Annotated in this window: 16 protein-coding genes and 1 pseudogene; 6 read left to right on the forward strand and 11 right to left on the reverse strand. The window is 34.7% G+C overall.

The window, feature by feature from the left end; all coding sequences use genetic code 11:
• Positions 1-32: 32 nt before the first annotated feature.
• A complete protein-coding gene (locus tag JFU18_RS13465; RefSeq protein ID WP_201032381.1) occupies positions 33-1697 on the reverse strand; it encodes a glycoside hydrolase family 13 protein in 1665 nt (554 codons plus the stop codon).
• 371 nt (positions 1698-2068) lie between these two features.
• Here JFU18_RS13465 and JFU18_RS13470 point away from each other — a divergent pair, with 371 nt between their 5' ends.
• Complete coding sequence (locus JFU18_RS13470; protein WP_201032380.1) at positions 2069-3403, forward strand: FAD-binding oxidoreductase; 1335 nt, start codon at positions 2069-2071, stop codon at positions 3401-3403.
• A 122-nt stretch (positions 3404-3525) separates the two neighbouring features.
• Here the strand turns inward: JFU18_RS13470 and JFU18_RS13475 are convergent, their stop codons facing one another.
• From JFU18_RS13475 to argR, 7 genes are all read right to left on the reverse strand, one after another.
• A complete protein-coding gene (locus tag JFU18_RS13475; protein ID WP_201034649.1) occupies positions 3526-4209 on the reverse strand; it encodes an ABC transporter permease in 684 nt (227 codons plus the stop codon).
• Between the two features lie 157 nt (positions 4210-4366).
• Positions 4367-5056: a Crp/Fnr family transcriptional regulator gene (locus tag JFU18_RS13480; RefSeq protein ID WP_001081909.1), complete on the reverse strand. Its 690-nt coding sequence runs from the start codon at positions 5054-5056 to the stop codon at positions 4367-4369.
• Between the two features lie 201 nt (positions 5057-5257).
• Complete coding sequence (gene arcC / locus JFU18_RS13485) at positions 5258-6220, reverse strand: carbamate kinase (RefSeq protein ID WP_002139469.1); 963 nt, start codon at positions 6218-6220, stop codon at positions 5258-5260.
• A 37-nt stretch (positions 6221-6257) separates the two neighbouring features.
• Entirely contained in the window at positions 6258-7673 is a 1416-nt protein-coding gene (gene arcD, locus JFU18_RS13490) for an arginine-ornithine antiporter (RefSeq protein ID WP_137057420.1), read from the reverse strand.
• A 99-nt stretch (positions 7674-7772) separates the two neighbouring features.
• Positions 7773-8771 (reverse strand): ornithine carbamoyltransferase, encoded by a 999-nt coding sequence (argF, locus tag JFU18_RS13495; protein WP_000930304.1) that lies wholly within the window; start codon positions 8769-8771, stop codon positions 7773-7775.
• A gap of 30 nt (positions 8772-8801) precedes the next feature.
• Positions 8802-10034: an arginine deiminase gene (gene arcA / locus JFU18_RS13500; protein WP_002139467.1), complete on the reverse strand. Its 1233-nt coding sequence runs from the start codon at positions 10032-10034 to the stop codon at positions 8802-8804.
• Positions 10035-10302: 268 nt separating this feature from the next.
• Entirely contained in the window at positions 10303-10752 is a 450-nt protein-coding gene (argR, locus tag JFU18_RS13505; RefSeq protein WP_000711835.1) for an arginine repressor, read from the reverse strand.
• 213 nt (positions 10753-10965) lie between these two features.
• Here argR and JFU18_RS13510 point away from each other — a divergent pair, with 213 nt between their 5' ends.
• Both JFU18_RS13510 and JFU18_RS13515 read left to right on the forward strand, forming a co-directional pair.
• Positions 10966-11262 carry a transposase gene (locus tag JFU18_RS13510; RefSeq protein WP_002170592.1) on the forward strand — a complete coding sequence of 99 codons (297 nt, stop codon included), beginning with the start codon at positions 10966-10968 and terminating at the stop codon, positions 11260-11262.
• Positions 11263-11270: 8 nt separating this feature from the next.
• Positions 11271-12152 (forward strand): IS3 family transposase, encoded by an 882-nt coding sequence (locus JFU18_RS13515; protein WP_201031428.1) that lies wholly within the window; start codon positions 11271-11273, stop codon positions 12150-12152.
• Positions 12153-12209: 57 nt separating this feature from the next.
• Here the strand turns inward: JFU18_RS13515 and JFU18_RS13520 are convergent, their stop codons facing one another.
• Together JFU18_RS13520 and JFU18_RS30660 are read right to left on the reverse strand one after the other, a co-directional pair.
• Positions 12210-13160, reverse strand: coding sequence for a methyl-accepting chemotaxis protein (locus JFU18_RS13520; protein ID WP_438285153.1), 951 nt, complete (start codon positions 13158-13160; stop codon positions 12210-12212).
• Positions 13152-13502: pseudogene (locus JFU18_RS30660) on the reverse strand (HAMP domain-containing protein); the annotation flags it as partial. The pseudogene JFU18_RS30660 and the gene JFU18_RS13520, both read right to left, overlap by 9 nt.
• A 210-nt stretch (positions 13503-13712) precedes the next feature.
• Between JFU18_RS30660 and JFU18_RS13525 the strand changes: the two are divergent.
• The 3 genes from JFU18_RS13525 to JFU18_RS13535 all read left to right on the forward strand — a co-directional run bounded on the left by JFU18_RS13525 (position 13713) and on the right by JFU18_RS13535 (position 16137).
• Positions 13713-14435 carry an amino acid ABC transporter ATP-binding protein gene (locus JFU18_RS13525; protein ID WP_002029539.1) on the forward strand — a complete coding sequence of 241 codons (723 nt, stop codon included), beginning with the start codon at positions 13713-13715 and terminating at the stop codon, positions 14433-14435.
• 121 nt (positions 14436-14556) lie between these two features.
• Positions 14557-15351, forward strand: a complete 795-nt coding sequence (locus tag JFU18_RS13530) for an ABC transporter substrate-binding protein (RefSeq protein ID WP_002016697.1) — start codon at positions 14557-14559, stop codon at positions 15349-15351.
• 93 nt (positions 15352-15444) lie between these two features.
• Complete coding sequence (locus JFU18_RS13535; protein ID WP_002113621.1) at positions 15445-16137, forward strand: amino acid ABC transporter permease; 693 nt, start codon at positions 15445-15447, stop codon at positions 16135-16137.
• 50 nt (positions 16138-16187) lie between these two features.
• Here the strand turns inward: JFU18_RS13535 and desB are convergent, their stop codons facing one another.
• Positions 16188-17273, reverse strand: a complete 1086-nt coding sequence (gene desB, locus JFU18_RS13540; RefSeq protein WP_002091268.1) for a Delta(10) desaturase DesB — start codon at positions 17271-17273, stop codon at positions 16188-16190.
• Positions 17274-17366: the final 93 nt, after the last annotated feature.

The raw sequence follows: 17366 nt of genomic DNA on the forward strand, positions 1-17366 counted from the left end.
AAAAAAAGATGCTCAAGGAGCATCCTTTTTCATTATGAAATGCGATAAACCCTTGTTTCATAAGGTTTCAACGTGATTGTAATTATTTGTTCATGTTCCGCAACTTCATAGTTATTTAAAAGCAAACGTTTGCGTTCTAATGCGAATAAACTCTCATTATACACAGCTTCCTCTTTTGAGATATTACTAATTACAATGACTTTTTCATCCTGTAGCGTACGTGTATATGCATAAATTTGTGGATCGTCTTCTAATAGTAAATCGTACGTACCGTAGTTCAGTACATCGTGCTCTTTTTTCAAGGCAATCATTTTCTTATAGAAATTGAAAATAGACTTTTCTTCATTTTTTTGCTTTTCAACATTAATTTCTTTGTAATTTGGATTCATGCTAAACCAAGGTGTACTTGTTGTGAAGCCAGCATTCATTTCATCGTTCCACTGCATAGGTGTACGTGAATTATCGCGGCAAGAAGCCCATATAATTTCCATCATATCTTGATGTGATACGCCCTCTGCAATTTTCTCACGATATAAATTTTTAATTGCTACATCATCGTAATCTTCAATATTTGGGAACTGAACATTTGTCATACCAATTTCTTGTCCTTGATAAATAAACGGTGTGCCGTGCATAAAGAAATACATCGCTCCTAAAGCCGTTGCACTTTCACGCCAATATTCTTTATCATTTCCCCAAGTAGACACAATACGTGGCTTATCATGATTTTCAATATATAAAGCATTCCATCCCTTATTTTCTAAACCTTTTTGCCACTTTGTTAATACTTTTTTCAACTCAACAACATCAAGATCTTTCTTCTTTTCTGCATCCCATAAGCTTAAATGCTCAAATTGGAATACCATATTGAATTTACCATTCTCTTCTCCAACCCAAAGATCAGCATCTTCAACTTTCACACCATTTGCTTCTCCAACAGTCATAATATCGTATTTAGCAAATGTGTTTTCTTTTAATTCTTCTAGTAATGGCTGAATACCATTTACATTCATATGTTTGTCAAAAGAAGGCACATACTTTAACCCTTTTGGGTTTGGCATATCCTTCAGACCATCTTCTTTTTTTATATGACTAATCGCATCGACGCGGAAACCATCAATACCTTTATCAAGCCACCAATTAACAGTATCATATAAAACTTCACGAACTTCTTTATTCTCCCAGTTCAAATCTGGTTGTTTACGCGAGAATAAATGTAAATAATATTGCTCTGTCACTTCATCATATTCCCATGCAGAACCATTAAAGATACTTTCCCAATTGTTTGGTTCCGCGCCGTCTTTACCATCCTGCCAAATATACCAATCACGCTTCGGATTGTCTTTAGAAGAACTTGATTCAATAAACCATGGATGTTCATCACTTGTATGATTAATAACTAAATCAATAATAAGCTTCATGTCACGCTTATGAACTTCATCTAGTAGCATATCAAAATCTTCCATCGTACCAAATTCATCCATAATATCTTGATAGTCACTAATATCATAACCATTATCGTCATTAGGTGATTTATACATTGGACAAATCCAAATTACATCTATACCTAAATCTTTTAAATAATCCAGCTTTGCAATAATCCCCTGTAAATCTCCAATACCATCACCATTTGAATCCATAAAGCTACGTGGATAAATTTGATAAGCAACTGCTTCTTTCCACCATGTTTTCTTCATAATAACTCTCTCCTTTTGCATCTCGATTTTTTATGCAAACGTTTTCGTAACACTATCATAACAAAATATGGAGAGTTTGCAACTGTTTTCATTGAACTCTATGTAGTTTCCTTATTCTTATGCCTTATTTATTTCTCACAAAGATAAAGCGAAACTTTAATCGTTAAGGAGGTGTCCATTCCCCGCTGATTATTAGCCCTTACCAATCGAGCTTTTACGAGCAGCCCTATCTTCTTTGTTTCAGCCGGATTGTCTTACTGCTCGCAAATAACGGGATAAATCTAACCCTTCTCTTCTTCTCGTCCATGCGTGTTAAATACACTCTTCATATACTAATACAAGCTCATATTATTTCAGAAAGGAGATATAAATTGAAACAAACAAAATTAACTGGTCGTATCGTCGTTCCCTCGGATCCTGGGTATGACATAGCCCGAATAAATTTAAATTTAAGCATTCCAAAATTCCCTTGTATTATTGTTTTTTGTCAAAATAAAAATGATGTGTGTAACGCCTTAAAATGGGCACGTGAGCGTCATATACCATTTCGCTTAAGAAGTGGACGACATAGCTACGAAAATTTCTCTCTTTTAAATGGCGGGCTTATTATTGATGTGAGTGAAATGAAGCAAATTACGGTTAGTACAGGAAAATTAACAGCAACAATTGAAGCGGGTGCAAATCTTGGCACTGTTTATAAAGAACTTTGGAAACACGGTGTTACAATACCAGCTGGTACAAGTGCAAGTGTTGGTATCGTTGGATTAACACTTGGCGGTGGCATTGGCATGCTTTCACGCTTATTTGGACTAACATGTGATCAATTATTAGAAGTCGAAATGGTACAAGCGTGCGGAAAATTTGGTGCAAAACTCATTCGTGCAAATGAACAAGAAAACCCTAACCTTTTTTGGGCATGCCGCGGCGGTGGGGGTGGGAATTTCGGGATTGTTACTTCCTTAACTTTTCGTGTCCATCCTATAAAAAACGTCTCAATTTTCTCGATTACATGGGAATGGGAAGACTTTGTTGTTGCCTTTCAAGCTTGGCAAAACTGGGCACCTTATATAGATGAACGTCTCACTTCATCAATTGAATTATTCTCTAAACAACGAAATAAAATCGAGGTGAAAGGTGAATTTGTCGGCTCTCCTTCTGAACTCTATCATCTATTATCTCCTCTTCTTGAAACTGGTAATCCTTCTCTCTTTATAGATGAAGTCCCGTATATAAAGGCTGTTCAATTCTTTAGTAGCGGCAATATTCCTGAAAAATTCAAACGCTCTGGTTCCTACGTATATAAACCTATCCCTCTTAAAGGTATTCAAATCTTACAATATTTTCTTTCTCATGCACCAAATAAAGATGCGAGTATTTGGCACCAATCACTCGTAGGTGCTGTAGAAAACATTTCCCCTAATGAAACAGCTTATTTCCACCGCAAGGCAATTATTGCTCAAGAATATATTACTTCTTGGAAATGCAACGATGAAGAAAACCGAAATATACGCTGGGTTAAAGATTTACGGGAAAGCTTAGATCCTTACACACTGGGAGACTATGTCAATTGGCCCGATATCGACATAAAAAATTGGCAAACTAGTTATTATGGCTCTAATTTTCAAAGGTTGCGTAAAGTGAAGACAGCATATGATCCTTGTAATGTTTTTCGTTTTCAACAAAGTATCCCACCCTTTCATACGTAAAAAAGAGGATAAAATAAAAAATCATCCAATATGCCGTTACCTCACAGCATGTTGGATGATTCAAGTTGATTTTCTATATCGTTTCAAATTATTGCTCCTACTCATAAACTTTCAATTACGGATTAATTGTATTTCTCATCATTTTTATGCAATGAATATAATTTAATGTTTGGTACTTTATCTTTTTCAATACCGCTATTATAAGCAACAGGAATTTGAAATTCGAATTGCTTTGTCTCATGTTTTTGTAAATAGACTGGTTTCGGTACTGGATAACCTTTTGAATTCTCGTTTACATTATCATATAAAACAACTTTTAATGCCTGTGAATGATTACGATAATTTTTTAAAGTCACAATGCACTTTTGTTCGATATCCTCTCCATTTTTCTCCATTCTACACTGACTATCTTCTTTTTTATATTCTATCGCCTCTACTCCTGTTTTTCCTGCGTAGTACCATGTTTTATTCAATGTATGGAGGATGTTATTTAGAATAAACGGCATCATTAAAATCAAAATACTAATGCCTACTACTTTTATCTTATTCATTGTTCTAAATGTACTAGATTTCTTTTTTACTAGCCATTTTACAAATAATATAAATGCGATTACATGTAGTACGAAAGAAACAATTAATATATTTGAAACTTTATAATCCATATAAATATATGTATATACCGGAATCTTATAGAAATTGAATAGTTTTTCCCCAATTAATTCATTATCGTTTGGAATTTTTAATAATAACAAAACCCCTATACTGTAACAAATAGCTACTAATCGATCATACTCAATTCGAACCATGCCTTCTCCCCTTCCCTTTGCTTTTTTATTATCGATTTTAGCTATTATTACCATACTATACAATCATTTTATAGAGGATAACGTAAAAAAGTTCCTTATAAATATATAAAGAACCTTATTAATATACAATATGAATTAGAAAATCAATATGCAATTTTCACATAGAGATCTCCTCAAAATATGTTGGGTTATGTATTGTAATTTTTTTATCCAGAATTGTAACAATACTATCATTTTTTAATTGTTTTAATACGCCGCTAACCGTCTCTCGAGACGTACCAGATATTTTCGATATTTCAATTGTTGTAAGTGGGCATGAAATTACAATTGTTTCGCCACTCTGTTCTCCTAAATCCTGCATTAAATAATTTAATGTTTGAATGACCCGATCTTGTGCATTAGGAATTGTAATATTTTGCACTCGATTTTCGTTTAGTTTTAATATCGATGATAGTTGCTGAACAACGTACATTAATTGCGTCCTACTAGATTTCACCATATCTTCGAAAATTACTGTCGGAATATAATATACTTCTACATCTGTCATCGCTTCTGCCGTATAGTTATATCCTCTGTCTGTAAACATACCACCATAAGGAAAAATAGAATACCGCTTTACATAGTCATCATATAATAAATTTCCACTTTGATTTACCCGCTCTAACTTTACAAAACCATCTAACATGAAGTAAATTCTTTCTCTTGAATCCCCTTCTAAAAATAAAAATTGACCCTTTTTATAAGTTCGCCAATAGACAAACTCCGTCAAACCTTTCAATTTCTTTTCTGTTAAATGAGCAAATAATTCAAATTGCTTTAAATCTTTAACTACGTTCCGTCTATTCATAAAATTCCCTCTCTCTTGCTGTATGTTGGAGCGAAAAATCAAGAAAGCGTATTCAAATTAAATTTTATCATAATTAACTTGTATATTCGGATTTCATCATGAAAACTTTATGAACAATGAGTACAAAAAATATTAATAAATAAAAAGAATGAAGTTACTAACTCCATTCTTTTTTTACTAATAAATAGCGTACATAATTATTTAAACATACATGCATACATTCTGTTTAGAAATAATAGTACCAGCTTTTTCTTCTAGTGCTTCATATACTTTTTCTAAAGACGTAATAATTGTTTTTCTTTTTGGATTTGTATTAACAAAATTAATAGCAGCTTCAATTTTTGGAAGCATACTTCCCGCAGCAAATTGTTTTTCTTCAATGTATTCTTCTAATTGATTCACTGTGACATGCTCTAATTTCTTTTGATTCAGTTGATTATAATTTACATACACATGATCAACTGCAGTTAAAATTACGAGCGTATCGGCATCTACTAATTCAGCTAATTTCTGCGCAGCGAAATCTTTATCGATAACCGCTTCAGTTCCTTTTAACCCTTCTTCGGAATCAATTACTGGAATTCCACCACCACCAACAGCTATCACTATATTTCCATCCTCAACTAAAGAATTAATTACTTTATGCTCATGAATACTTACAGGCTTCGGTGATGGAACAACACGTCTCCACCCTCTGCCAGCATCCTCTTTAAACACTGCTTTTGTTTCTTCCATTAATCTTCTTGCTTCTTCTTCCGTATAAAAAGGACCAATTGGTTTAGTTGGATTTTTAAATGCCTCATCTTTTTCATCCACGACAACGCGTGTTATAACCGTTGCTACGTCTTTTTTTATATTCCGTTTTTTCAATGCCTTTTCAATCGCATTTTCCATCCAATATCCAATCATCCCTTGGCTCATTGCACCACAAGTATCTAATGGCATTGCAGGTGTCTTTTCCGTTTCTGCAGCTTTTTGCTGTAATAAAATATTCCCCACTTGTGGGCCATTTCCATGCGCAATTACTATATCTACATCATTTTCCATTATTTTCACAAGTTGTTCCGCTGTTTTTTCTAACGCTTCTTGCTGTGCCCCTGCAGTAGCTTTTCCAGACTGTATCGCATTTCCCCCTAGTGCAACTACAATTTTTCTTCGTGCCATATTTCAGCCCTCCAGTTAATTTCGCTTTCACAGCGCTTTATAAAGTAATACTGCCTGTAATTAATCCATAAATCGCAAAGAATGCTAAAGCACCAATTGCTACCGATGATGCTAATTCCACTCGAGTAAATATTTGCTTCGAACTCTTTTGCTTTTGAACATTGTAAAAAATAAAAATACCTGGCGCATATAAAGTCATTGTTAATAATAAATACTCTAAACCAGCTGCATAAACTAACCACACACCATAAATACTTGCTATCAAACCAATTATTATATTTTTATTTCGATCCACTTCTTCAGACTTTAAGCTATGCTTCAGTTGATAAAATGCTGAAAAAGCATATGGGATTAAAATAGCTGAAGATGCTAACGAGAATACAAAGTTATACGCCTGATTGGAAACAACGAATGTTAATAAGAACATTTGAATTAAGCCATTTGTTATCCATAATGAATTTATTGGAGCCTTATTTTTATTTTCTTTTGCAAACCATTTTGGAAATACTCCGTCTTTAGCCGCCAAATACGGAATTTCAGATGCGAGTAAAGTCCAACCTAACCAAGCACCTAATACAGAGATAACTAAACCTAAATTAATAAAGATAGCACCCCATTTTCCAACAACACTTTCAAATAAATAAGCCATAGACGGATTTTTTAAATTAGCAATATCTGCTTGCTGCATAAGTCCAAGAGACAGTAATGTAATTAAAATGTAAATGATGAGTGTACCAACTAAGCCAATAACCGTTGCTTTCCCTACATCACTTCTATTTTTTGCTCGACTAGATAAAACAACAGCCCCTTCTACCCCAATGAACACCCATAAAGTTACAAGCATTGTACTTTTAACTTGGCTGCCAACCGCTCCCCATGAAAACGAACCAGTTTGTCCCCAAAACCCATCTAGGAACGTATCAATATGAAACGCGAAGATTCCTATAACAATAAATACAAATACAGGTACTAATTTTGCGATTGTAGTTACTAAATTCACAAGTGCTGCTGATTGAACTCCACGTAAAATTAACATGTGAACACACCATAATAATACGCTTGCACCAATAATGGATGCTACATTTTGACCGCCTTCAAAGATTGGGAAGAAATACCCTAATGAAGAAAACAATAATGTGCCGTAAGCTACATTACCAAGCCAGGCAGATAGCCAATATCCCCACGCACTATTAAATCCTATAAAATTACCAAATCCTGCTTTTGCATAGCTAAAAATACCACCATCTAAATCTGGCCGTTTTACAGTTAGATTTTGAAAAGATAATCCAAGCGCAATCATCCCAATTCCTGTTATAACCCAACCAATAATAATGGCTCCAGCACCAGCACCTTTTGCCATATCACTTGCTAAATTAAATGCTCCACCGCCAATCATAGACCCCACTACAAGTGCCGTTAATGTAAACAACCCTAATTTCTTATCTTCACCCATTCCACTCACCTCTCTTTAATTGCAATAACAATACGAAAGCAATAGTGAATGATAGTGTCTAAAGGAGGAGAAAGAAGAAAGGAAGACTCCCTTTCTTCTTTACTCCATGTTTCCTAAAGTAGCTGCCATAACCGCTTTAATTGTATGCATTCTATTTTCAGCCTGATCAAATACTTTTGAATGTTTACTGCGGAATACTTCGTCAGTTACCTCCATTTCCCTCAACCCATATTTTTCATAAACTTCCTCACCATACATCGTTTCAACATCATGAAATGCAGGTAAACAATGTAAGAAAATCACATTTTCATTTCCTGTTTCTTTAATCATTTTCATATTTACTTGATAAGGTTTCAATAACTCGACACGTTCAGCAAATTTTTCTTCTTCCCCCATAGACACCCATACATCTGTATAAATTACATCTGCATTCGCAACAGCTTCTTCCACATTACTTGTTATCATTACTTGTTCATTATATTTTTTTGCTAAATCAATTACTTCTTGCTCTGGCCATAAAGATTCCGGTGTACAAATACGTACGTCCATTCCAACGATCGCTCCACCAACTAGTAAGCTATTAGCAACATTATTTCGTCCATCTCCAACGTAAACGAGCTTCACATTTTTTAATTTCCCTACATGTTCTCTAATTGTTAATAAATCTGCAAGTGTTTGTGTTGGATGCCACATATCTGTTAATCCATTCCAAACCGGCACACCAGAATTTTGTGCTAAAGATTCTACAGTTTCATGATTAAATCCACGAAACTCAATTCCGTCAAACATGCGTCCTAACACTTTTGCTGTATCCTCTACGGATTCTTTTTTCCCAAGCTGAATATCACCTTTCCCTAAATATTCAGGGTTCGCTCCCAAATCTGTACATGCTACTGTAAATGCACATCGCGTACGAGTAGAGGTTTTTTCAAATAATAGCGCTACATTTTTACCTTCTAAATAATGATGTGGGACACCGTTTTTCTTTTTCTCTTTTAATTCTGCTGCTAAATCTAGAAAATATAATAATTCTTCTTGTGTAAAATCTTTTTCAGCTAGAAAGCTTCTTCCTTTTAAATTTGGTCTAGTCATTAACATACTTCATCCCTACTTTCTCCGTTATTTATACTAAATATCTTTACGAACAATTGGCATACTCATGCAACGTGGACCCCCACGACCACGAGATAATTCCGAACTTAGCACCTCAATGACCTCTATACCATGTTCCCGTAATAACGTATTGGATACATAGTTGCGATCATATGTAACAACTACACCTGGCGCAATTGCTAATGTATTAGAACCGTCATTCCATTGTTCACGAGCGGAAGCAATTGCATCTCCTCCTCCACAAGGAATAAGAACTAATTCACTTAAACCTAATACCTCTTTTAATGCTTCCGTTAAAGAAGTACGATGTGTAATTTTAAGAGTTTCCACATCTGGGCCTTTTTCTAAAATATAAATATTCATATTTCCTTTTGGCCCTTGAATGGCTGGGTGAATTGTAAACTTGTCATAATCAACCATTGTAAACACTGTATCTAAATGCATAAATGCTCGGCATTTTGGAATTTCTATTGCTAACACTTTCTTAATTTTATTTTGTCGGCTAAAAAGATTTTTAGCTAAACGTTCAATTGCTTTAGCTGACGTACGGGCAGATACTCCAATTGCAATTGTTTCTTCATTTAAAATTAGCTCATCGCCACCTTCAATCGGAAACTTATAATCACGATCTAGCCAAATTGGCACATTGTGATTTGCAAATCTTGGATGATATTTAATGATGTACTCCATGAATAATGATTCACGTCTACGCGCCGGTTCTCTCATCTTATTTATCGTTAAACCATCGCCCACGCTAGCTGCTGGATCACGAGTAAAATATAAATTAGGCATTGGGTCTAAGTAAAACGGATAATGATCTTCCATTAATTCGTATAAATGTGTCTTCTTACTTGTTTCAATTTCGTTTTTCCGTACACCACCCATAATTTTTTGAACTAATTCTTCATTTGAAAAGGAAAGTAAATATTCTTTTAAAGTTTGATGTGCAACATTTACGTCAGCCTGTCCTTCTTCTAAAATACGATCAACAAATTCTTCTCGAAGTTTTTTATTTACTAATGCCTCAGCAGCTAGTTTTTCTAAATAAAGAACTTCAACACCTCGATTGCGTAATGTTTGTGCAAAATAATCATGCTCTTTTTGAATAATTGGTAAGTATGGAATATCGTCAAATAATAATTGTTGCAAATAATCTGGCGTTAAGTTTTCCACTTCTTTACCAGGTCGTTTTAATAAAACTGTTTGTAATTCCCCAATTTCTGAAGTAACATGTATCGGATGCTTCATTTGTTGTACCTCCTTTTAAATATGTTTGATGTCTTACAAGTACATAATAAATGCTACGCGCTTTCATCTTTGTGAAAACATCTACATTATCATTGTGAAATATTAAACAAGTTATTTTTTAAAAATCATATAAATTTGTATTTTTATAACATTCCATCCCGCTTTTTCAATAAAAAAATACATATATTACGCATATATGCTGAATATTTAACTTCCGTATTTTAAAAAAATCCTGTTTTTAATTTTTATTAAAAACAGGATTTTGCATCTAAATAATTAAATTTAACCTTTCTTCTAAAATCTCCCTATCTGATTTCGACTGAGAAATTATAAGGCATGTATCATTTCCACATATACATCCTATTTTTTCTTTCCAATCTAACTCATCAAACAAAACACCAATAACATGTGCATTACCGGGTAATGTTTTAATAACCATTAATTGATCTACACAATCAATTTTTACAACAACCTCTCGTAATTTTTTCTTTAACTTTATATCAGTTTGTAAATGCTCTTCTGAGAAAAATTTATATATCATTAATCCTTCTTGAGAAGGTACCTTCGTTAAGTTTAACTCACGAATATCTCGAGAAACTGTAGCTTGTGTTACTAATACATCTTTTTTTGCTAACAATTCTACTAATCTTTCTTGCTTCTCTATTTCATACTCCTTTACAAATTGTTTAATTAATCGTTGTCTTTTTTCTTTTTTCATAAAAGACACCCCTTTTAATATTATAGCTCGCTATAATTTTCATCCGAAAGGGACAGAAAAGAATGTTGCGGAAACGTTCATAGTTTATACTTTTTAACTGTAGATATTAAATCTAGCTAAAAAAAGAGAAGAACAGCATTCTGATATGATCCCCTTATAGTAGACAGGAAAAAGAAAGCACATTAACCTGTTTACTATGGAGGGGATTTTTTTATGGGAAAAATTAGAGTCACTTACGATGTAGAATTTAAGAAAAAAGCTATAGATTTATACTTAAAAGAAGGCATGAGCTATAAAACCATTGCGAAAGAATTGGGTATTCATCACTCGGTTGTAAGTCGTTGGGTGAAATACTTTGAAGCTGAAGGAATCAAAGGACTAGAAGAAAAACGCGGTAAAGCGAAAGGACCAGGTTTAGGTAGACCAAGGGTTAGACCCGAAGATCCTGAAGCTAAGATCCGACGATTAGAAGCGGAAAATGAAATGTTAAAAAAGCTCTTAGGAATGTAAAAGGAGGAATGAAAGTCGTATCCAAAACGAAAAAATTCGAAGTCATCCATGAAATGACAAAAACAGGTTATACAGTGACCATTCTATGCGATATTGCTGGTGTAACCAGAAGTGGGTACTACAAATGGATAAAACGGCATACGACGCCTTCAAAAAAACAATCAGAGGATATCGAAATTAAGAAAAAGATATTGGAGTGTCATAAAAAATTAAGAGGAATTTATGGATATAGAAGAATACAAGTGTGGCTGAAAGCCACATATAACCTTCATTTGAATCATAAACGCATCCAAAGATTGATGAGTGAACTAGGTATCAAAGCCGTAATTAGGAAAAAACGACCTTATTACGGAAAAAAAGAAGCTTATGTGATTTCAGAGAACCATCTAAATAGGGAGTTTCAAGCTTCAAAACCGAATGAGAAATGGGTAACCGATATTACCTATTTGATTTTCAATGGACAGCGCTTGTACTTATCCGCTATTAAGGATTTATACAATAATGAGATTGTTGCCTATGAAACCAGTCGTAGAAACGACTTAAAACTTGTGTTAGATACACTTAAAAAGGCAAAAAAAAAACGAAATATGAAGGGAATCCTCTTACATAGTGATCAAGGGTCCCAGTATACATCTCGTCAATATAATCAATTACTTAAAAAATATCAGATGAAGGCAAGTATGTCTCGAAGAGGCAACTGTTGGGATAATGCTTGTATGGAAAACTTCTTCAGTCACTTTAAGGCAGAGTGTTTTCATTTACACTCCTTCCATAAAGCGAATGAGGTCAAACTTGCCGTGCGTAAATATATGCACTTTTATAATCATCAAAGATTTCAAAAGAAATTAAATAACCTGAGTCCATATAAATATAGAACTCAGGTTGCTTAGTTGCGCTTTTTTAATACTGTCTACTTGACAGGGGTCACTGCATTCTGTTCTTCTCTTTTACATTGAAAACCGTTCAATTGTTTGTTTTAAATCCGCTGATTGCTTCTCTAAGTCTTTTAATAATTGATCGATTGCTATCATATTTTTAGACTGTTGTAATGTCACACGTGCCACTTCTTGTGAACCAGCTGACGTTTCTTCCGCAATTGCTGCTACAGCCTTTGTTTGTGCTCCTGTTTGATGAATGTGACTCGCTTGTTCATTCATATAACTACTAATTTGCTTGGTTGCATCGGCTACTTCCATAACACTTGATGACATTTCTTTTAAAATTAATTCTGTAGCTTCTCCGCGTTTCGCCTCTTCTTTAGCTGTCTTCACCTGCTCTGTCATTTTCAATGCGACTTGCTGTACTTCATCTTGCATATCCCGTAATAACTGCGATATATTTCTTGCGGAATGATCACTTTCATCAGCAAGTTTACGTACTTCTTCTGCTACAACTGCAAAGCCCCTTCCATGCTCTCCTGCACGAGCTGCCTCAATAGAAGCGTTGAGTGCTAATAAATTCGTTTGACTAGCAATCTCACTCACAACAGAAACAATATGTTCAACTTGTTTCATTCGCTCTTCTAATTTCTGTACATTTTCCATCGAATCTTCATTTTCTCTCGCCAATGTTTGAATACCTTGAATTAAAGAAGTAAAGACACGTGTACTTTGTCCTAAAGCTTGAACCATTTCTGAAGACAACTCGTCAGACTGTTTTGCTTTTCCTTCTACTTCATTTGCAATAGAAGTCGTTGTATCAACAGTAGAAACGATCGCTTGAATCGATGCTGCTGATTGCTCGGCACCGGAAGAAATCTCCGCAAGAGTTTCAGACACACCTTGTGCTTGCTTTGTCGCTTCACCTGTTTGTTTTCTAATTTGCTGAACTTGATTATTTGTATACGAAAATGTAGTATCGATATTTTTTACCATGCCCCTTAAGTTCCCTAGCATCATATTAAATGCAACACTTAAAGATTTAATCTCATCATCGGTCTTTGGCAATGGGACATCTTCACGAATATCACCTTCAGCCGCTTTCCTTGCTGCTTCTTCCAACTTTCGAAGTGGTTTAATTAAAAATATTGCTGCCCCATACGCTAAAATTCCAGACCATACTACACCTAATAACATAACGATAATATTATAAACAGTTTGACTTACATAACTTTGAAAATAATCATATATAACGTAAATGAAAATTAAACTTGTTGAATATGTAATTAAAGCTAAAACTGTAGTGAATAGCATAAGTTGTGTACGTAAGCCAAAAGAAAATGTTTTTCTTTCTTTTCCCATCTCTTCTTTCCCCCTTCTTATAAGCAATATAAGTACTACCTATATATTATTATCCATATTTTCGTTATAGAAAGATATAAGGATTTTAAAAATCATTATTTCTTTGAATATTAAATCCCCCTGAAAAAAATAAAGGATTCTGACAATTTATGACTAATAACAGAAATACGGGGCAACATTTGTAAATATATTTTTGACTGGGGGTTTTGTATGATTCAAGTTCGAAATCTAGTAAAATCATTCGGCTCACTTGATGTTTTAAAAGGAATTGATTTAGAAGTAAAAGAAAAAGAAGTTGTTGTTTTAATCGGTGCCAGTGGTTCCGGCAAAAGTACATTACTTCGCTGTCTTAACTTTTTAGAAATGTACGATGAAGGTGAAATTCACTTACAAGGTGAACGAATTGATCCAAAGCATTCAAATTTAAACAAAGTCCGTGAAAATGTCGGTATGGTTTTTCAACACTTTAACCTCTTTCCTCATATGACCTCACTAGAAAACATCATAGAAGCTCCTATTCACGTAAAAAAATTGGAGACAGCAGACGCGAAGGATGTTGGGAATCAACTCCTACAAAAAGTCGGCCTACAAGATAAGGCGGATGTAACTCCTCACCTACTTTCAGGTGGTCAAAAGCAACGCGTTGCGATTGCACGAGCTCTTGCTATGAACCCTAAAATTATGCTATTTGATGAACCTACCTCAGCCTTAGACCCTGAACTTGTTGGAGAAGTATTGCAAGTTATGAAAGAACTTGCTGAAGAAGGAATGACCATGATTATTGTTACTCATGAAATGAATTTCGCAAGAGATGTAGCTGATCGCGTCATATTTATGGATGACGGAAAGATTGTAGAGGACGCTCCGCCAGCACAATTCTTTTCAGCTCCATCACATGAACGAGCAAAACAATTTTTACGCAACGTTTTATAATGTAACTTCTGTTTCAAATGAAAAGAAATACATTCATACGGTGCACAACTAATTGTCCAAATAAAATATCTCAGTAACATACTTAAAACCATCCGTATGATCAATATATAGGAGGGGTTTTATGAAAAGAAAACTATTAACCATTGTTGCGAGTATTACATTATGTACATCCTTCATACTAGGAGCCTGTAGTAAGGAAAGTGCTACTACTTCTTCAAATGGTGAAAAAGAATTTCGTTATGCGATGAGTGGCTTATATAAACCTTTTAACTATAAAGAAAATGACGGAAAGCTTGCCGGTTTTGATGTGGAAATTGGTGAGGCACTTGCGAAAAAAATGAATATGAAACCCACTCCTATTACAAATCCATGGGAAACGCTAATTCAAGGTCTACAATCGAAAAAATATGATGCTATATTGGGCAGTATGGCAATTACAGAAGAACGCTTAAAAGCTGTTAGTTTCTCCAATCCTTATTATCGTTCTGGTGCCCAAATTTTTGTGGCTAAAAAGAATACATCTATCTCTTCTCCAGAAGATTTGAAAGGTAAGAAAATTGGTGTTGTAAAAGCTAGTACCTTTAAAGACCTTGTTGCAAAACATACAGATCAAATCACAGAATATGATAGCGATATTACGGCACTTATGGACTTAGAGCCTGGACGTATTGATGCAGTAATCACTGATCAAATGGTCGGTTTACGTATGATCAAAGAAGGTAAATCAAATATAAAAGAAGCTGGAAAACCATTAAATCTTGATGAAATGGGAATTGCTATTCGTAAAGATGATAAAGAAATGGTTGAGAAAGTAAATAAAGCTTTAGATGAAATCATTAAAGATGGTACGTATGAAAAGATCAGTAAAAAATGGTTTGGGCGTAATATTCTCGGTGAAGAGGAAAAAACGAAGTAAATTAGCTAGTCAAATGTTTCATACATTATGCCCCACTTTTTATGTGGGGTATTTCATTCCCTACTAAAATCCATACAATATGAGGTGACACATATGTTTGAAATTTTTATCTCTACCTATCCCACACTCTTAAAGGCTACTATTGTCACATTACAATTAACATTAACATCCCTATTACTCGGTTCACTAATTGGATTACTAGTCGCTTTCTTTCGAATCTCTAACAATAAGGTTTTAAATAGTATTGCTCATGTATACATCGCCATTATTCGTGGTACACCTTTAATTGTTCAAATCGCGATTCTCTATTTTGGGATTACATCCGTTGTTGTTTTTACCCCTTTTTGGGCAGGAGCAATTGCTTTAGCAATTCATAACGGTGCATATATTACTGAAATTTTCCGCGGATCCATTCAGTCCGTTGACCGGGGACAATTGGAAGCTGCTCGCTCTTTAGGGATGCCTTACCCTTTAGCGATGCGCCGGATTATATTACCACAAGCATTTCGTCTGTCTCTTCCCCCTCTAGGGAACCAATTTATTATTGGATTAAAAGATTCTTCACTTGTTGCTTACGTAGGAATGTCCGAATTATGGGGATCCGGTTTATCAATTGCCGCAGGTAACTTCCAGCAATTAGATACATATATCATTGTTGGTGTATACTATCTCGCACTAGTTCTTCTATTTACTTATCTTGTTAGTCTTCTAGAAAAACGACTTCAACGAAAAGAAAATAACTCTGTCCAGGTCAAGACGAAGAACAAGAAAGAAGTCTCTTTATAACAAAAAGCAAGCTCTAAGAGAGCTTGCTTTTTCATCGTAAAATATGTCTATTATTGATTTACTTTTTTTATAGTCTCTTTTTCCTCTATATGTTCCTCACGATATGAAATATTATGAGGATCCAATCCATTTCCTAAAGAACCATAGAAATGCTCCCTATGCGGATCAACTAATTCACTTCCGTGATAATACACACGTGGTGTATTCCAAAGTGCTGCCAAAGCTTTTGTCATCGGCATTTCGTGATAGCGTTCCGGCCACATTTCTTTAATTTTATCTTTTACTAATGGATAGTATTTAGAACTCATAGCAGGAAACAGATGATGTTCTGTATGGTATGAGAAATTGAAATGTAAAACGTCTACCCAGCGCGGTACTGTTACTGATAAACAGTTTGCTAAAGGATCATTTACTGGAACAATAGGATTTAAGCGGTGATTTGTTGCAATATACGCCATTACAATAAAGTTAGCAATTAACAACGGAATCACGTATGCAAAGAACCACTTTGTAGGTCCCATAATAAACAATAAACTAATCCAAACTGTCCAGGGCAAAAGAAGTTGAAGCCATACAGATTTTTGATTGGATGACTTAAATTCTTTTATAAAATGAAAAAACATTCGAGTCGAATGTAACGTAAATTGAATTGTTAGTGACAGGAAACTAAAGAATGAACGTACATGAAGAGGCATGCGATATACCCAACTCAAAAACTTACTCTTTTTCAGTTTCTCAAATGTCGGCCATGCATCTGGATCATTCTCTTCATGCTGTGTGTGAACATGATGCGTTGCATTATGCCACTTTCTCCAAAGTTTTGGGCCAGTTGATAATGGCATAAATGCTATCGCACCTAAAAAATCACGAAGCCATGCCTTTCTTACAACTGTTCCATGTAAAATTTCATGTCCTAAAAATCCAAGTGAAGCAAAACATAATCCAAGAACAATTGCAATTCCTAGATTTGCCCACACATTCAATTCAAATACACCGATCGTTATTAAACCAGCCAATGCTACAAGTAAATAAGCCAGTCCACCAAATAATCGATTAGGAACTGGTTTAAATGCTTTTTTCGGCAAATGTGGTGCTACACGTGCTGCATACCACCCAAACGTATGAAGCTCCTTCATCCTTTTGCCCCTTTCTTATGCCGCGCCCCGCGCAACTTGCATATATCAATTCTTGCTTCCAGATTGATTTTACTACGTGATCCAAAAAGCATT

It is taken from the genome of Bacillus sp. TH22, from assembly GCF_016651015.1.
GTDB lineage: Bacteria > Bacillota > Bacilli > Bacillales > Bacillaceae_G > Bacillus_A > Bacillus_A mycoides.